Source organism: Parazoarcus communis SWub3 = DSM 12120, assembly GCF_003226565.1.
Classification (GTDB): domain Bacteria; phylum Pseudomonadota; class Gammaproteobacteria; order Burkholderiales; family Rhodocyclaceae; genus Parazoarcus; species Parazoarcus communis.
The window spans coordinates 1-15058 of record NZ_QKOE01000008.1 but is presented as its reverse complement, the minus strand read 5'-3'; the positions used below and the strand labels follow the sequence as shown (position 1 = coordinate 15058).

Here is a 15058-nt window from a genome sequence, read left to right as displayed (position 1 = left end):
GCAAACGATTCCCCCACCCGCACCATCCAGCAGCGGGTGCGGCATCATTCATACCGTATGCCGTGTCACATGCATCGGTAATGCACGAAACATCCGGATAGAATCGGCCGAATTCCTTTCTCCACGCTTCCTGCATGGCCGACCCACTCTCTGCGCCGCGCGCGCGGTGTTTGTGCCTCGACATCGAAACCGCCCGCCACGACCGTCTCGCCTTGCGCGAACTGGGCGTGTTCCGCCCGGACCTCGACGCCCGCTTGCGCCTGTCGGGCAAGGCCCGCGACCTGCAGCAGCAGCTTGATCGGCTGACCGAAGGGGCCGCCTTCGTCCTTGGTCACAACGTCACCGCCTTTGACCAGCCCGCGCTGGCCACCCTGCACCCAGGCCTCGCGCTGCACCGCTTGCCGCTGATCGATACACTCGAACTGTCGCCAATCGCCTTCCCGCAGAACCCCTACCATCACCTGGTCAAGGATTACAAACTCTGCACCACCACCCGCAATGATCCGGTGCGGGATGCCGAACTGGCCTACACCCTCTTCCTCGACCAGACCGAAGCCCTGCAACGCCGGGTGGCTGAAGACCCGGACGAAGCCTGCTGCCTGCACTTCCTGCTGGCCCCGGAAAACGGCAGCGGCCTAGCCAACTTCTTCGCCACCCTGCGTCGCGCCTTGCGTCCAAAGCTGGGCGACGCCGCCCTTGCCTGGCAGCGTGCCAGCGCCGGCAAGGTCTGCATCAGCGGCCAGCGCCGGCTCATCGAACAATGCCTGCCCGACCCGAGCTGGCATCGGGCACTGGCTTACACCCTGACATGGCTGCGGGTCGCCGGCGGCAACTCGGTACTGCCACCCTGGGTCATGCACAGCGTCCCCAAGGTCGGTGAGGCCCTCGCCATGCTGCGCGACACACCCTGCAGCGACCCCGAGTGCGTCTGGTGTCGCGAGCAGCACCACATCGAAGCCCTGCTGCCACGCTATTTCCCGGGTATTACCCGCTTTCGCGCCACCCCCACCACCCCCGACGGCCGCTCCTTGCAGCAAACCATTGTCGAAAACGGCTTTGCCGGCCGCTCGACACTTGCCATCCTGCCCACTGGCGGGGGCAAGTCGCTGTGTTTCCAGTTGCCCGCGCTGGCGCGCTACTACCGCAACGGCAGCCTGACCGTGGTCATCTCGCCGCTGCAGTCGCTGATGAAGGATCAGGTCGACAACCTCGAAGCTCGCGGCATCACCTGTGCAGGCTACCTCAACAGCCTGCTCAACCCGCTCGAGCGCCAAGCCATGCTCGACAAGCTGCGCCTGGGTGATCTCGGCCTGATCTTCGTCGCCCCCGAGCAGTTCCGCAGCACCGCCTTCACCAACGCGCTGATGCACCGACAGATCGGCGCCTGGGTGTTCGACGAAGCGCACTGTCTGTCGAAGTGGGGGCACGACTTCCGTCCCGACTACCTGTATGTGTCGCGCTTCATCAAGGCCCGCCAGAAAAACGCCCCCTCGCCGGTACACTGCTTTACCGCCACCGCCAAACCCGACGTGGTGGACGACATCTGCACGCATTTCGAGAAACGTCTGGGCATCGTCCTGGATCGACAGGAAGGCGGCGTCAAGCGCGAAAACCTGCACTATGAAGTTCGTCCAGTACCCGGCACGCTCAAGTACGGCGAGGTTCTTCGCCTGCTGCAAGACGCCCTGCGTGAGGAAGGCGGCGCCATTGTCTTCTGCGCCCGCCAGAAAACCGTCGAAGAGCTGTCCTCATTCCTGAAAGAGGCCGGGCTCGCCTGCGGCCATTTCCACGGTGGCATGCTGCCGACGGAAAAACGCGCGGTGCAGGAAGCCTTCCTCGCCGGCAGCCTGCGCGTCATTGCCGCCACTAACGCCTTCGGCATGGGCGTGGACAAGCCCGACGTGCGTCTGGTCATCCACCTCGACACCCCCGGTTCGCTGGAAAACTACCTGCAGGAAGCCGGCCGTGCCGGGCGTGACCAGGAAGCTGCACGCTGCGTGCTGCTCTATGACGAAACCGACCTCGACGTCCAGTTCCGCCTGCTCAGAAACGCCCGGCTGACTCAGCACGACATCCTCTCCATCCTGAAGGCGCTACGCGCCATCGAACGCAAGGATCGCGGCGAAGGTGAAGTGGTCGTCACCGCCGGCGAGATCCTGCTCGAGATACCCGACAAACACCGCATCGACCCCGACGCAGGCGATGCCGACACCAAGGTACGCATCGCCGTCGCCTGGCTGGAAGAAGCCCGCCTGCTCGAACGCCACGAAAACCACACCCGGGTCTTCCCGGGCAGCCTGCTGGTCGCAACGCTCGACGAGGCACGCGCACTGCTGCAGCGCAAGCTGGGCGCCGACGCCGACATCGAGCCCTATGTCCGCATCCTCTCCGCCCTGATCCAGGCCAATGATGACGAAGGTCTATCCACCGACGACCTGATGCTCATCACCGGACGCGATTCACGCGCGCTGCAAAACATGCTGCGCGAGCTGGACCGCTGGAAACTGCTGTCGAACGACACCGAAATCGGCATCACCCTGTACCGCGACCCGGACACCGTGCAGCGGCTCGACGAACTGGCTCGCATCGAGGACGCCCTGCTTGCCAATCTGCGCGAGGCCGCACCCGACGCTGATCAGGAAAACTGGCAAGTACTCAACGTACGCCGCCTGTGCGACACCCTGCGACGTGACACCCAGATCGACTTCGACCCCGAACGGCTTACCCGCCTGCTGAAATCCTTTGCCGAACCCTTTGGTCAAGGTGCAGCCCAACGCGGCTTCTTTGCCCTGCGTCCGCAATCGGCCGATAGCCGGTACCTGAAGCTGCTGCGCAGCTGGGCGGACATCGACACCATCCGCGCCCGGCGCATGCATCTGGCTCGCGCACTGCTCACCGAGTTCCTGCGCCGCCGGCAAGGCAACACCCTGCTGGTCACCTGCAAGCAAGGCGAACTCGAAGCCGCACTGCAGGCTGACACCACGCTCGCCGACCTCGACATCCGCCAGTGGGACAGCGCGCTCTCGGCCACCCTGCTCTACCTCGACGCCAACGAGGTGCTGCACCTCGCACGCGGCAAGGCGGTCTTCCGTGCAGCCATGAGCATTACCCTCAACCCCGAGGCACGCCGCCGCCAGTTCAAGAAATCCGACTACGCCGAACTCGCCCTGCACTACCAGGACAAGATCGTCCAGGTCCATGTCATGGCCGAATACGCCAAGCTCGCCATCGACAAGCTGCAGGCCGCCATGAGCTTTGTATTCGACTACTTCAGCCTCGAACGGGCCGAATTCGTGCAGCGCTACTTCGCTGGCCGCAAGGACGTCCTCGAGATCGCCACCACCGAGGAGGCCCACCGGCGCATCCTCACCAACCTGGCCAACCCCGACCAACAAGCCATCGTCGCCGCCCCCCTTGAAGGCAACCACCTGGTGCTGGCGGGCCCGGGTGCGGGCAAGACCCGGGTCATCGTCCATCGCGTCGCCTGGCTGCTGCGTGAATGCATGGTCCTGCCCGAAGAGATCATGGTACTGGCCTACAACCGCTCGGCGGCCAATGAAATCCGCCGTCGTCTATGGGCGCTGGTCGGTAGCGATGCTGCGGGCGTCGCGGTGCAGACCCTGCACGGCCTGGCCATGCGGCTGACCGGCACCAGCTATGCCGTCGCCATCGAACGGGGTGACGCCGTGGATTTCGGCGAGGTCATCCGCCAGGCCACCCGACGCCTGCGTAGCGCAGAAAACGGACCGGACACACCCGACACCGCTGCAGACGCTGTCGCTCCATCGATTCTGCGCGACCGCCTGCTCGCCGGCCTGCGCTTCCTGCTCGTCGATGAATATCAGGACATCAACGGCGACCACTACGCCCTGATCAGCGCCGTCGCCGGTCGCACGCTGCAGACCGAAGAAGACCGCGTCTCGCTGATGGTGGTTGGCGATGACGACCAGAACATCTATGCGTTCGACGGCGCCAGTGTGCGCTACATCCGCCAATTCGAATCCGACTACCACGCGCGACGCTACGCGCTGATGGAAAACTACCGTTCCACCCAGCACATCATCCACGCGGCCAACCGCATCATCGAACCCGCGCGCGAGCGCATGAAGACCGGCCAGGACATCCGTATCGACCATGCCCGGCACAACCTGCCCCATGGCGGCCCACAGGAAGCACTCGATACGCTCGCCCGCGGCCGTGTTCATGTGCTCGAAGTCCCCCGCAACCCTCACCAGGAAGCGCAAATCGCCCTTGGCGAACTCAAGCGCCTGCACGATCTGCAGACCGGCCCCGCTGCACAAGCTGGTGGGCAATGGGGTCGCTTCGCCGTGATCGCCCGCCGCTGGGAGGATCTGGAACCCATCGCCGCACTATGCCGCCTGAATGACATTCCGGTACAGATGCAACGCGACGGTGGCCAAGTTCACCTGCACCACACCCGCGAGGGCAATGCCCTGCTGACCGTCCTCGGCAGACAGCGCCCCCATGCGCGTCGCCGCGTGTTGCTCAAGGCCGGCGTCCTGACACGCTGGTTCCGCCACCGCTTCGGCGTACCCGTCGCCAGCACCATCGAACACCCCTACCGCGCCGCGCTGGCCCAGTTCATCCTGGACACCGACAGCGCAGCACCCAGCGGAGCGCTGATGGTCGATGACCTCATCGAGTCGCTGTACGACTTCGGCGCCATCGGCAAGCCCGCCACCTCAGCCCGTGCCAACGCCCCCATGGCACTGATGACCGCACACCGGGCCAAAGGGCTGGAATTCGACCATGTCCTGATTCTCGACGGTGGGGGCTGGCAAGGCCGCAGCGACGACGAACGCCGGCTGTTCTACGTCGCGATGACCCGGGCGCGTCAATCGCTGACGCTGTGTGAAGCGATGGGCGGCCACCATCCTTTCATCCGCAGCCTGCAAGGTCTGGCACTACGCTCCCAACCCACACCCCAAGCCCCAGACCCTCGCGCCACACACCGCACCTGGTACGCCGATCAAGAAAAAGTCTTCCTGTCATGGCCCGGTCGCTTCGCGCCCGGCGCCCCCATCCACCGTGCCCTCGCCGCACTCGACGTCGGCAGCCCGCTCGAACTGTGTCCCAGAAGCGACGGCAAGGGCTGGGAGATCACCGACGTATCCGGCGTGCCCGTCGGGCGCATGTCATCCAAGTTCCAGCCTCCGGCAGGCGCGATCATCGCCGTGCGCGTCGCAGCGATACTGGTCCGTCACGCCAAGGACCACGAGCAGGCCCTGTCATGCCAGACATGGGAACTGGTCCTGCCGGAAATCGAATACCGACCGTGACGCTTTGACAGGGTGCGAGACAAAACCACCCACTATGATGTGCGGGATCACTCACACGCACCTGACATCCATGCGCCATCAAGGTCGAATCACTCGCTGGAACGACGACAAAGGTTTCGGCTTCATCACGCCCAATGGTGGTGGAGCCCAGGTTTTCCTGCACATCAACGCCTTCTCCGGACGGCAGCTGCGCCCGGTAGGTGACGAACTCGTCACTTACGAACTGGCGGTCGACGACAAGGGCCGCGCGCAAGCCAGGACCGTCGCCTATGTCGGCACACGGATCGCCCCGCCCCGTGCGCGGGGCCGCAGCAAGCTGCCTTTTGTCATTGCCTTCGGATTTCTGCTGCTGATTGGCGCGGCGGTGCACCTTGGCCGGCTGCCGGCTGCAGTGCTCATGCTCTATTCAGGCGCCAGTCTGATTGCCTTCATCGCCTACGCCATCGACAAATCCGCCGCACAACGCGATCAATGGCGCACTCGCGAGAGCACGCTGCATGTTTTTGCGCTGATAGGTGGCTGGCCCGGCGCCTTGCTTGCGCAGCGACTGCTGCGACACAAGTCGACAAAGCCCTCCTTCCAGACCACATTCTGGATCACTGTCGTCCTGAACTGTGGCGCCCTCGGCTGGCTCTTGTCCCCTGCCGGTGCAAACATGCTGCGCACCATCCCGGGTATTTAAACGGCGCCACAACCCGTAAAGCGCCAGGCGCCTTCCACCCCGCAGCCGCCCCCCTATCCCGTCATACGCTGCGGGGCGTGCCCCTGAACATCAAGGCTGCGTCGGCACGCCCGGCCCCGGCGGCCGCAAGCCGTCAGTTGCTCCGCCATCGGCACGTACATCCGGTCGCGCCAGCGCCTGGTCATCACCCTGCCTGCCTCGCCGCCTCCCGTGCGCGCCCAGCGCCTTGTGCAGCCCCAGCAACACGGGCAAGCCGAGGCCCGCCCAGGCCAGCCCGTCCAGCAGGCCGTCGCCCAGCAAGCCGGCAATCAGGCCCAGCAGGGTCAGGCCGGCCAGCAGCAGGGGGATGCGGAACACGGGTGGGGCAGCAGCCGGCCTGGGCGCGCTGCGGTAACCCCCACCGACCGCCGCCGCACCTGCGGGGGACACATCCGGCCGGGCAAGCGGGCGGCCCTGTCGGCCGGGCTTCCACAGCCAGAGGTACAGACCGCTGACCAGCACCACGATGGTGATCAGGTCGAGCACCGCCCACAGAATCTTCATCGGCATGCCGCCGTAATCGCCAAAGTGCAGCGGTTGTGACAGGTATAGCGCCTGCAGATACCAGGGCGGGGGCACGCTGCCCGCACTCTCGCCGGTCAGCACGTCCACCAGCACCGGCTGGTACAGCTTGGAGGTAAAGGGCGTGCTGCCCTGCAGGTAGATGCTGTAGTGATGCGGCGTGCCGCCAAGCACCCCGGGAAACGCGATGTAGCTCAGCTGCATGCCCGGCTGCTCGGCCTCGGCCTGGCGCACGGCGGCATCCAGCGAGGCAAAGCGCGTCGGCGGTGGCGGCTCGCCGTCGCCGTACTGCGCCAGCCAGGGCTGCAGATGATGTTCGCGCCAGTAGCTGACGGTGGGCTCTTCCAGCGTGTTGATGACCCCGGTGATGCCCACCACCAGCGCCCAGGCCACGGTGGTAATGCCCAGCAGATTGTGCAGGTCCAGCCAGTACAGGCGGCGCGACCGCGCCCGGCGCACCTCGCCGTAGCGCAGTTTCTGCATGAAAGGGGCGTACAGCACCACGCCCGACACAATGGACAGCACCAGCAGCAGCCCCATGAACCCCAGGAACAACATGCCGGGCAACCCCATGAACAGGTCGATGTGCAGGCGCGCCATCCAGTACATGAAACCCGAATAGAAATCGGGCGCCTTCAGATGCTCGCCGGTACGGGCATCGAGCACCGCCACGTCGAACTTCTCGGTTTCATCCAGGCGATCGGCCAGGGCCACATACCAGAAGCTCTTGTCGTCCTCCTCCTGGCTCAGATACATCACGTACTTGCCCGGAAAGCGGGCCCGGGCGTTGTCCACCAGCTGATCCAGGTTGAAGCGCGGCGTGTCTGCCGGCATCTCCGCGGTGCTGACCGCATCGCCCGCCAGGTGCTCGATCTCGTGATGAAAGATCAGCGGCAGGCCGGTCAGGCACAACAGCAACATGAACAGGGTACAGACCAGGCTGCTCCATTTGTGTATCCACGACCAGGCGGCCACCGTTCTGGCTTTCATGTCTTGCAGTCTCCATCGGTCGCCGCGCACACCCCGCCGCCGGAACGCGGCCGGGGCGCGCGCGGCAGGCGTGCTTAGAAGTGCACGGTTGCGCTCAGGTTGAACGTGCGCGGTTCGCCGGCCTTGATGTAGTTGGCGTACTGGTACATCCAGTACTTGTCATCCAGCAGATTGTTGATGTTGGCGCGAAAGGTGGTGGCATGGCCATTGACCAGGGTGTCGTACGACGCGCCCAGGCTGACCAGGGTGTAGCCATCCACATCCAGGCTGTTGTCGGGGCGCAGCGGCGTCTTGCCGGTGTACTTCGCCCCCAGGCGCAACTGCAGCCCGGCAACCTGCGGCACGCTGTACGCCACCTGGGCGGTGGCCACAAGGCGGGGAGCGCCGGCCACCCGTTTGCCCTCGTAGTCGCTACCGGAGGCGTATTCGGTATCCAGCGCCATCAGGTTGCCGCCCACGCTCCACAGACTGCTCAGGCGCAAGGTGGCGCCCAGCTCCAGCCCCTGGAACACCGACTTGCCGCTCTGCTTGCGGGTCAGGCACGACACCCCGCAGCTTTCGTCATACTCGGAGGTTTTTTCCACCCGGAACAACGCAGCGGTGCCGGACCAGTGCGTGCTGTCCTTCTTCACCCCCAGCTCCCACTGCTTGCTGACCAGCGGGTCCAGCACCTCGCCGGCATTGGTGTAGATGGGGTTGTTGGACACCGTGCCGCCCTGCTGCAGTGATTCCACATAGCTGGCGTAAGCCGTGCTGTCGTCGGCCAGCTTGTACATCAGCGCCACGGTCGGGGTGATGATGCCGGGCTCTTTGTAAGGCGTGTTGGCCACCCCGGCGGCGGTCCAGCTGCGACGCTCGAAATGCGTCCAGCGCACGCCCGCCAGCACCGACCAGCGCGGGTCCAGCTCGATACGATCGCTGGCAAAGACCGCCTTCTGGGTCACCTCGGCGGAGCGGTACAGATCCAGGTCGCCCAGCGAACCGCTGCTGTAGTACGCCACCGTGTTCTGCTGATGCAGGTTGCCGGTGCCGGCACCCGCGTTGTACACCCAGTTGCGGGCATCGTCGTTCATCTGCTTCTGCCACGACACACCCGCCACAATATTGTGGGCCATGCCCCCCAGCACACTGCGCCCCTGCAGCATCGCATCCCAGTAGCGGTACTGGTAGCGCTCGCCATAGTCGGAGCGGTCATTGACATAATCGCCCGCGGCATTCTGCAGGTTCAGCACCGACTCGTTGCGGCGCGTTTGCGAATAACTCTGGCTGAAGCGGGTAGATGCCGTCCAGTCTGCGTTCAGGCGATAGCGCAGGCCGGTGGAGACAAAGCCAAACTGGTTGTCCATGTAGTTGCCCGGCCCCACCAGCTTGTCGCTATTGCGGATCTCGGCCGGCAGATGCCCATCGGTGTAGCTGAACAGCGTGATGCTGGGTTCGGTATCCTTCGCCAGACGATCCTGGTAGATCAGCTGAAAATCCCAGCTCAGGCGCTCGCTCAAACGGGCATCCAGCGCCAGCAGCAGCGAATCGCGCCGCAGCGGGCCGCCGTTGGCGGTATCGCCTTCCTCATGGGTGGCGGTAAAGCGATAACCCAGCGCGCCGTCCTCACCCAGGCGCCCCCCCAGATCGACGGTGCCGCGCGCAATGCTGTTGGCGCTGTAGCCCAGGCTGACGCTGCGCGTGGTGTCATCGGTCGGCTTCTTGGTGACGTAGTTCAGCATGCCGCCGGGCGCGCCAAACCCGTACATGAAACCGGTCGCCCCCTTCAGCAGCTCCACCTGCTCGAAATGCTCGTACGGCAGCGTCACCGTGTAGCCCAGAAACGGCTGGCCATCGATGCGGTAAGACCCCTGCCAGTCAAGCTCCATGCCGCGCACCGTCAGGTAAGTGCCCCACGCGGTATAGGTGCCGCTGTTGTCCGACACCGATGCGTCCTGAATGAACAGCTCGCCCAGCTTCTGCGACGCCTGCTCCAGAATCTGCTCGTTGCTGATCACCGCGCTGGAAAACGGCGTGTCCTTCTGCGTCACCTGGCCCAAGGCCCCCGCGCCCACCTTGGCGCTCAGGTTCTGGGTGACGCCATACACCGCCGGCGCCGCCACCTCGACGCTGCGCAAGGTGGTTTCGGTGCGCGGTCGCTGCGGCTGCACCACCATGGTCTCACCCTGGCGTACTGCCTCCAGCCCGCTGTCGGCCAGCAACAACGCCAGGGCCTGACCCAGCGGCAAGCTGCCCTGCAGCGCCGGTGCCATCTTGCCGGCCACCCACTCCGGCGAAAACGCAATCGGCACACCGGTCGCAGCCGACAGCGCGTTAAGCGCCGCCCCCAGGGGCTGTGCGGCAATCGCCAGCTGGCTGACGCGGTCGTCAACCGGTGTCTGGGCCTGCGCCACCAGGGGCCAGGCAAAGGTCAGCGAAAGCGCCAAAGCCAGCGGGGCCCGGCGAAAAAAGGAAGGCGTCTGATGCATGAAGGTGTCGTCCGTCACTTAAAAGAGAATGAAATCGAGTTTCAATACCCATCAAGACGCACCACCTTTCCAAAACTGCACCCCCAAGCCACACACTTTTTTTTTGCAGCGGCCCGCCGCGGTGCTCACCGATCCGCGGCACCCAGAATCCGGGTCTTGCCGTCCGCCCCGGCCACCAGGCGCACCGGCAGAATGCGGGGCAGTACGCTGGCAAATTCATCGACACGGCCAATCCGGTAACTGCCGCCCACAAGCAGGGCACCCAGCGCCGGGTCGTCCAGCACCAGCCCGGTCGGGCCATAGCGTTCCATCTCCTGCAGCACTGCGGCCAGCGGCGTGCTGTCAAAGCGCAGCATGCCCTGGCGCCAGGGCGCGATGTTTTCGGGTGACACCGCCGCCACCGCACTCACCCTTCCATCCGCAGCCACCACCACTACCTGGCCCGCACGCAGATCGGCCGTCTCTGTCCGAGCGTGCCCGGCAAGCACAGGCCGGCCCTGCACCTGCACCTGGCCCTGCACCTGCACCTGGCCCTCCTCCACCGCCACCCTTACGGTACCGGCATCCGCCCCCAAAGGCTCCACCCGCACCGAAAACCGCGTGCCCACCACGGTCACACGCGCCGACCCGGCCAGCACCTGAAAAGGCCGGTCGCGGTCCGGCATCACGCTGAACATCGCCTGGCCCTCGGCAAGGTGTACCTCGCGCCGGTCGCGGTACAGGCTGACCCGGCTGCGGCTCTGTGCGTCCAGGTGCATCACACTGCCATCCGGCAAGGCCACGTTCTGGCGCTGGCCACGCGCCACCGCATAATCCTGCTCAAAACCCGGCAACTGCCACCACCCATGGCCCAGCACCAGCAGCACCATCCCGCACAGGGCCACCCACGCCGGCCGTGGTAGCCGTGGTCGCCACGCCCGCCAGCCGGCAAACCGCCACCCGCTAAAGCGGGGCCGGCCCGCACGCGGCGGCTCCGCCGCAGGCACGGGCGCAGGCACGGGCGCAGTCGCTGCCCCGGCCCGGCGCAGGTCTACCGCAATGGCATGCAAATCGGTTGCACTGCGGTCCAGCCGCGCAAACGCCGCCGCATGGGCCGGCGCCTCGGCCAGCCAGGCCTGCAACTGGCGCTCGCCCTCGGCATCCAGCCCTTGCTCCCAGCGCATGTGCCAGTCTGCAGCCGCCAGATCCACCGGATCCTGCGCACGCAAAAACGCCTCCAGCTCGCGCGCCTCCTCCTCCGCATCAAGCGGGGGGCGGCTGGCTGGGCGGGGGGGCGTGTAGGGGCTCATCTCATCCAACAAGACGCACCAGCCGGTGCAAAACTGCACCCCACACGGCACAGCCCGGCAAACAACAGGGGATCAATCGCTCAGTCATCTTTTTCAAGCGCATCCCGGCAGGCAGCGCACGCCAGCTTGCCGCGGCTGATGTACTGATTGACCATGCTGAGCGAAATGCCCATGCGCTCGGCAATCTCCTTGTTGGGCAAGTCGTCGAACACATACAGGGTAAAGGCCTCACGGCAACGCGGCGGCAGTTGATCAATGGTATCGAGGTAGGCCTGAACGGCGCGGGACGATGCATAAACCTGTTCCGGCTGCTGGTGCGGGCTGGCAGCCGGCTGCAAGGTCTCATCCAGGGCGTCCAGCGCCTCGTGCTGCCGCACCATCGCACGCCGGTCCAGATCAATCTTGGCGCGCAGGGCCACCTGCCGCAGCAAGGCCCCCGGCTCAAAAACCACCTGCCCCGCACGCTGCATTGCCAGCACGCGGGTAAAGCTCTCCTGCGCCAGATCCGCAGCCGCATCCCGGTCCCGCGTCTTGCGCAGGCAAAAGTTCAGCAGGTCTCGATAGTAGCGGGTCAGCAAGGCGATCCGGCCCAAAGTGGCGAACAAGACAAACACCCACCACCGGCCGGCAACGCAAACACACCCGGACCCAGGCAACAGGCAATATGTGGATAAGAATTGTTCGCATTATAGAGCGCATCCACGCCTCCAACGCAACGCCCAGACAACCCATCCACCCTCCGCTTCACCCCACTGCCCGCACGATCGGCACACCGCTGGCCCCACCACGCCACGCCAACGCCTCCCCGCCTCACCCCCCCAAAAACACAATCGTGATCAAATCGACACGTAACAAAAAGAAAAAAGACATACGATAGGCGAATGGAGCCGTTTCACCCGTCACGCCGCCAGCATTCCGGCGGATGCCGGCGTCGTCATCGGCAAAGCATGCAATACGCAAGCAACTGCATCAGGACACACGCACACAGACACCCGCAGGGCAGACCGAATGAGCCGAAACGCCATCCAGGAAACCACGCTGGCCATCAGCCTGACCATGCTGATCGGCGCCCTGCTGGCCACCGCTCTGTGGTGGGACGCCCGCCAGACCGCCCCTGCCCCCACGCCATCGCCCACCGCAACACACGGCGCAACCGAAGCGGCCAACCCCCCATCCGCCAGACCGCACACCCCACCAGCCACAACCGAGCAGAACCAGGCCCTGGTGCGCTGCGAACATCAAGGCCGGGTGACCTACCAGCGCAGCGCCTGCGCGGCTGAGGCACGGCAAGCACCAGTCGCCGGCGGCACCTTCAGCGTCGTCAGCCCACCATCGATCTCCAGCCCATCGCCACAAGCACGCCCGCCGGAAACAAGCATCGACCACAGCCAGGTCGGGTTCATCGCCCGCACCAGCAGCCTGGGCGAGCGTCACGCAAGGCAATGCGCGTTACTGGAAGAGCGGATGGCCAGGATTGATGAAAGCGCGCGCCGGGGGCAAAGCTCAAAAAGCCAGGAACGGCTGAAGGAGGACAGAAGGCGGGTGGGAGATGAAATGTGGGCGTTGAAGTGTGGGTTTTGATGGAGGATGGCGTGGGTCGGGGCTTTCGGATCGCGGCCATCAGGGCGAGGCGGCATGCTGTCGGGCTGTGTGCCAGATGGGTCGGATCAACCCAGCAGGTCGTTGGCTGCTGCTTTTTCTGTCTTGTTATGCTGAGTTTCGAGTTATTTCTGAGTTTAAACAGTAGCTTGCAGGACACGTTATCCGGCAATCCGGTGTTACGCGGCAAAGTTGTCGCCAGAAAACAAAGTTAGGCCTCTTGATAATGACTCCGCAAGAACTTTCTAGGCTCATTGCAGAAGAGCTCAAGAGCACTGATTCGCTCACTGACTGGCGAGGCCGGCCTCTCAGGGAATGCCTCCTTGAACCAAAGAAGAAACGCTTCCTAAATAGTCATAACAACAACGAGCCGGAAGACCTCTGGCTCGTATTCGAAGAAGGCCCAAATTTGGGTGAGGGATACAAGATTGTGTACGACGAAGAACTCAACTTGTTTGGCCTGGCGGTAAATGGAGTCCACGAACCCGTTTTAGTTGGTTTATATGGCAATTTTTTAGAAACGTTACGCTCAATGTAGGCAATCCACAATGAGTCCGCCCTACTCCACTTCGCGCAGCGGCCTAACTGGTTGGTCAAGCCAACGCCCACAAGCTCCGCTTGTGGGTGCCCTCCGTGCTTCGCACTCCGGCGCGGCTTACCGCGAGCGTTAGAGCACACCGAATTCTGAGGAGGTTTTCAAAATGGCAAGATGCACAGCACCAGTACGTGGTCACCGCACAGCGAGCGCAGCAGCGGCTTGCCCAGCGTGTAGCAGCCGATATGGTGGTTACCGCTCGTATTCGCCATATCCATCCTCGCCGTACTTGTCATATGGGGGCAGTAGCGCCAGTGGTAGTAGCGGGAGCAGCCGAAGCAGTGGCGGCGGATCAGGCCGCACCACGAAACCCCGCTGGTCTAGGGCAAGTTCACCCGTTATGTACACGCCTTCCGAGGTACGGACGCTTACACCGGTACGCGAAAACGTCGAAAGGCGGGCGTCCGTGCCCGACCTACGGGACATTTTTCTCTGTCACGCTTGGGACGATCGTAAGGGGGCTGCAAAAGAGCTGCACGATCTACTCGAATCGAAAGGCGTCTCCGTTTGGTTCAGTGAAAAAGACGTGCTCCTTGGTACGTCGCTACTACGCGAAATCGACAAAGGCTTAGCGAAATCGCGAGTCGGTATTGTGTTGGTAACTCCTGCATTCCTAAGCCGCGTAAAGGCGGAAGGTATCGCTGACAAAGAGCTTTCAGCACTCTTGGCGCGTGATCTACTCGTACCCATCGTGCACGACACCACTTATGAGACCCTTCGCGACGTAAGCCCCTTGCTTGGCTCACGCAGCGGCCTGAGCACTGCAGAAGAACCAATGTCTGACATTGCGGCCAAGCTGGCTGAGCTGGTTACACTGGACGAGTAGGTATGCGCTCTAACCGTAACGTTAGCCCTCTTTCCCAGGTGGTAGACGTATGACTACAAACTTTTCCACTGAATTTCCAATTAACCCAAGTCGAACCGTCTCAGAAGTGGTCCACCTTGCGTGCACGTGGATTTCGGGGAGTCCCCATACCGAGATTATGGCAAGTGAACTTGCCGAGCTACCGGTTGATGCAGAGCTGACGGTCGGTGGCCCCAATGAGCAAGTCACGATTGCTCTAGCAAATGGTCAAGGCTACGACATTGGGGGGGTACGGTACTGCCGTACTGAACATGGGCTCGAATGGACTACATTGATCGTCGCCCATAAGACGCCAGACCGTCACCTCTTGAGCATCCAGGTTTCGTGTGAGGCGATGAACACAGCAGTTCGCCTCCCTTCCCCCAAGAAGCCTTACTTCATTCGTCAAGCCTTAGATCGGCTTGGCGGTGGCATGGATGGCGACATCCCCGTAACCGACAGAGCATTCGTTCTGTCCGAAGGTGAGGCAGGCATCGCTGCTGCACTGATGAAGGGACTCGCCAAGAACAAACTTCCAATTATTTACGTCAGCGCCGGATTCGACGGAACTCTACTCGTCAATCCAAACGAACTTGCACAGTATGAATCGCCCCGGGTTCCGTGGAGGCCGGTTGGTTTAAGTCAGGTCGCGATCGCGGCCTGACTGGCGAGCTGCCTGTAGTAGTTTGCCTCAGCTTCTGCGGGCGGGATATACCCGATAGGTTCAAGG

Annotated in this window: 10 protein-coding genes; 6 read left to right on the top strand and 4 right to left on the bottom strand. The window is 63.7% G+C overall.

The window, feature by feature from the left end; all coding sequences use genetic code 11:
* The first annotated feature begins 134 nt into the window (after positions 1-134).
* Positions 135-5300, top strand: a complete 5166-nt coding sequence (locus DNK49_RS12485) for a RecQ family ATP-dependent DNA helicase (protein ID WP_110525022.1) — start codon at positions 135-137, stop codon at positions 5298-5300.
* Between the two features lie 70 nt (positions 5301-5370).
* Positions 5371-5982 carry a DUF1294 domain-containing protein gene (locus tag DNK49_RS12480; RefSeq protein WP_110525020.1) on the top strand — a complete coding sequence of 204 codons (612 nt, stop codon included), beginning with the start codon at positions 5371-5373 and terminating at the stop codon, positions 5980-5982.
* A gap of 90 nt (positions 5983-6072) precedes the next feature.
* On the opposite strand, the gene DNK49_RS12475 is transcribed toward DNK49_RS12480, so the two are convergent.
* From DNK49_RS12475 to DNK49_RS12460, 4 genes are all read right to left on the bottom strand, one after another.
* A complete protein-coding gene (locus DNK49_RS12475; protein WP_207806968.1) occupies positions 6073-7533 on the bottom strand; it encodes a PepSY-associated TM helix domain-containing protein in 1461 nt (486 codons plus the stop codon).
* A 74-nt stretch (positions 7534-7607) separates the two neighbouring features.
* The gene (locus DNK49_RS12470) at positions 7608-10001 is read right to left on the bottom strand and encodes a TonB-dependent siderophore receptor (protein ID WP_110525256.1); all 2394 of its coding nucleotides are present in this window, start codon (positions 9999-10001) and stop codon (positions 7608-7610) included.
* 125 nt (positions 10002-10126) lie between these two features.
* Positions 10127-11290, bottom strand: a complete 1164-nt coding sequence (locus DNK49_RS12465) for a FecR family protein (protein WP_110525019.1) — start codon at positions 11288-11290, stop codon at positions 10127-10129.
* Between the two features lie 80 nt (positions 11291-11370).
* Entirely contained in the window at positions 11371-11895 is a 525-nt protein-coding gene (locus DNK49_RS12460) for an RNA polymerase sigma factor (RefSeq protein WP_110525254.1), read from the bottom strand.
* Positions 11896-12298: 403 nt separating this feature from the next.
* Here DNK49_RS12460 and DNK49_RS12455 point away from each other — a divergent pair, with 403 nt between their 5' ends.
* From DNK49_RS12455 to DNK49_RS12445, 4 genes are all read left to right on the top strand, one after another.
* A complete protein-coding gene (locus tag DNK49_RS12455) occupies positions 12299-12871 on the top strand; it encodes a hypothetical protein (protein WP_110525017.1) in 573 nt (190 codons plus the stop codon).
* Between the two features lie 244 nt (positions 12872-13115).
* On the top strand, positions 13116-13427 hold the full coding sequence (locus DNK49_RS23930) for a hypothetical protein (protein ID WP_133255104.1): 312 nt from the start codon (positions 13116-13118) through the stop codon (positions 13425-13427).
* 463 nt (positions 13428-13890) lie between these two features.
* Positions 13891-14310 carry a toll/interleukin-1 receptor domain-containing protein gene (locus DNK49_RS24650; protein ID WP_243632348.1) on the top strand — a complete coding sequence of 140 codons (420 nt, stop codon included), beginning with the start codon at positions 13891-13893 and terminating at the stop codon, positions 14308-14310.
* 157 nt (positions 14311-14467) lie between these two features.
* Complete coding sequence (locus DNK49_RS12445) at positions 14468-14992, top strand: hypothetical protein (protein ID WP_110525012.1); 525 nt, start codon at positions 14468-14470, stop codon at positions 14990-14992.
* Positions 14993-15058 lie beyond the last annotated feature (66 nt).

Bases quoted from the DNA above. Each gene is read 5' to 3' on its own strand.
- DNK49_RS23930 (WP_133255104.1), top strand. From the start codon at position 13,116: ATGACTCCGCAAGAACTTTCTAGGCTCATTGCAGAAGAGCTCAAGAGC.
- DNK49_RS12485 (WP_110525022.1), top strand. From the start codon at position 135: ATGGCCGACCCACTCTCTGCGCCGCGCGCGCGGTGTTTGTGCCTCGAC.
- DNK49_RS12480 (WP_110525020.1), top strand. From the start codon at position 5,371: ATGCGCCATCAAGGTCGAATCACTCGCTGGAACGACGACAAAGGTTTC.
- DNK49_RS12455 (WP_110525017.1), top strand. From the start codon at position 12,299: ATGAGCCGAAACGCCATCCAGGAAACCACGCTGGCCATCAGCCTGACC.
- DNK49_RS12445 (WP_110525012.1), top strand. From the start codon at position 14,468: ATGGCAAGTGAACTTGCCGAGCTACCGGTTGATGCAGAGCTGACGGTC.
- DNK49_RS12475 (WP_207806968.1), bottom strand. From the start codon at position 7,533: ATGAAAGCCAGAACGGTGGCCGCCTGGTCGTGGATACACAAATGGAGC.
- DNK49_RS12465 (WP_110525019.1), bottom strand. From the start codon at position 11,290: ATGAGCCCCTACACGCCCCCCCGCCCAGCCAGCCGCCCCCCGCTTGAT.
- DNK49_RS12470 (WP_110525256.1), bottom strand. From the start codon at position 10,001: ATGCATCAGACGCCTTCCTTTTTTCGCCGGGCCCCGCTGGCTTTGGCG.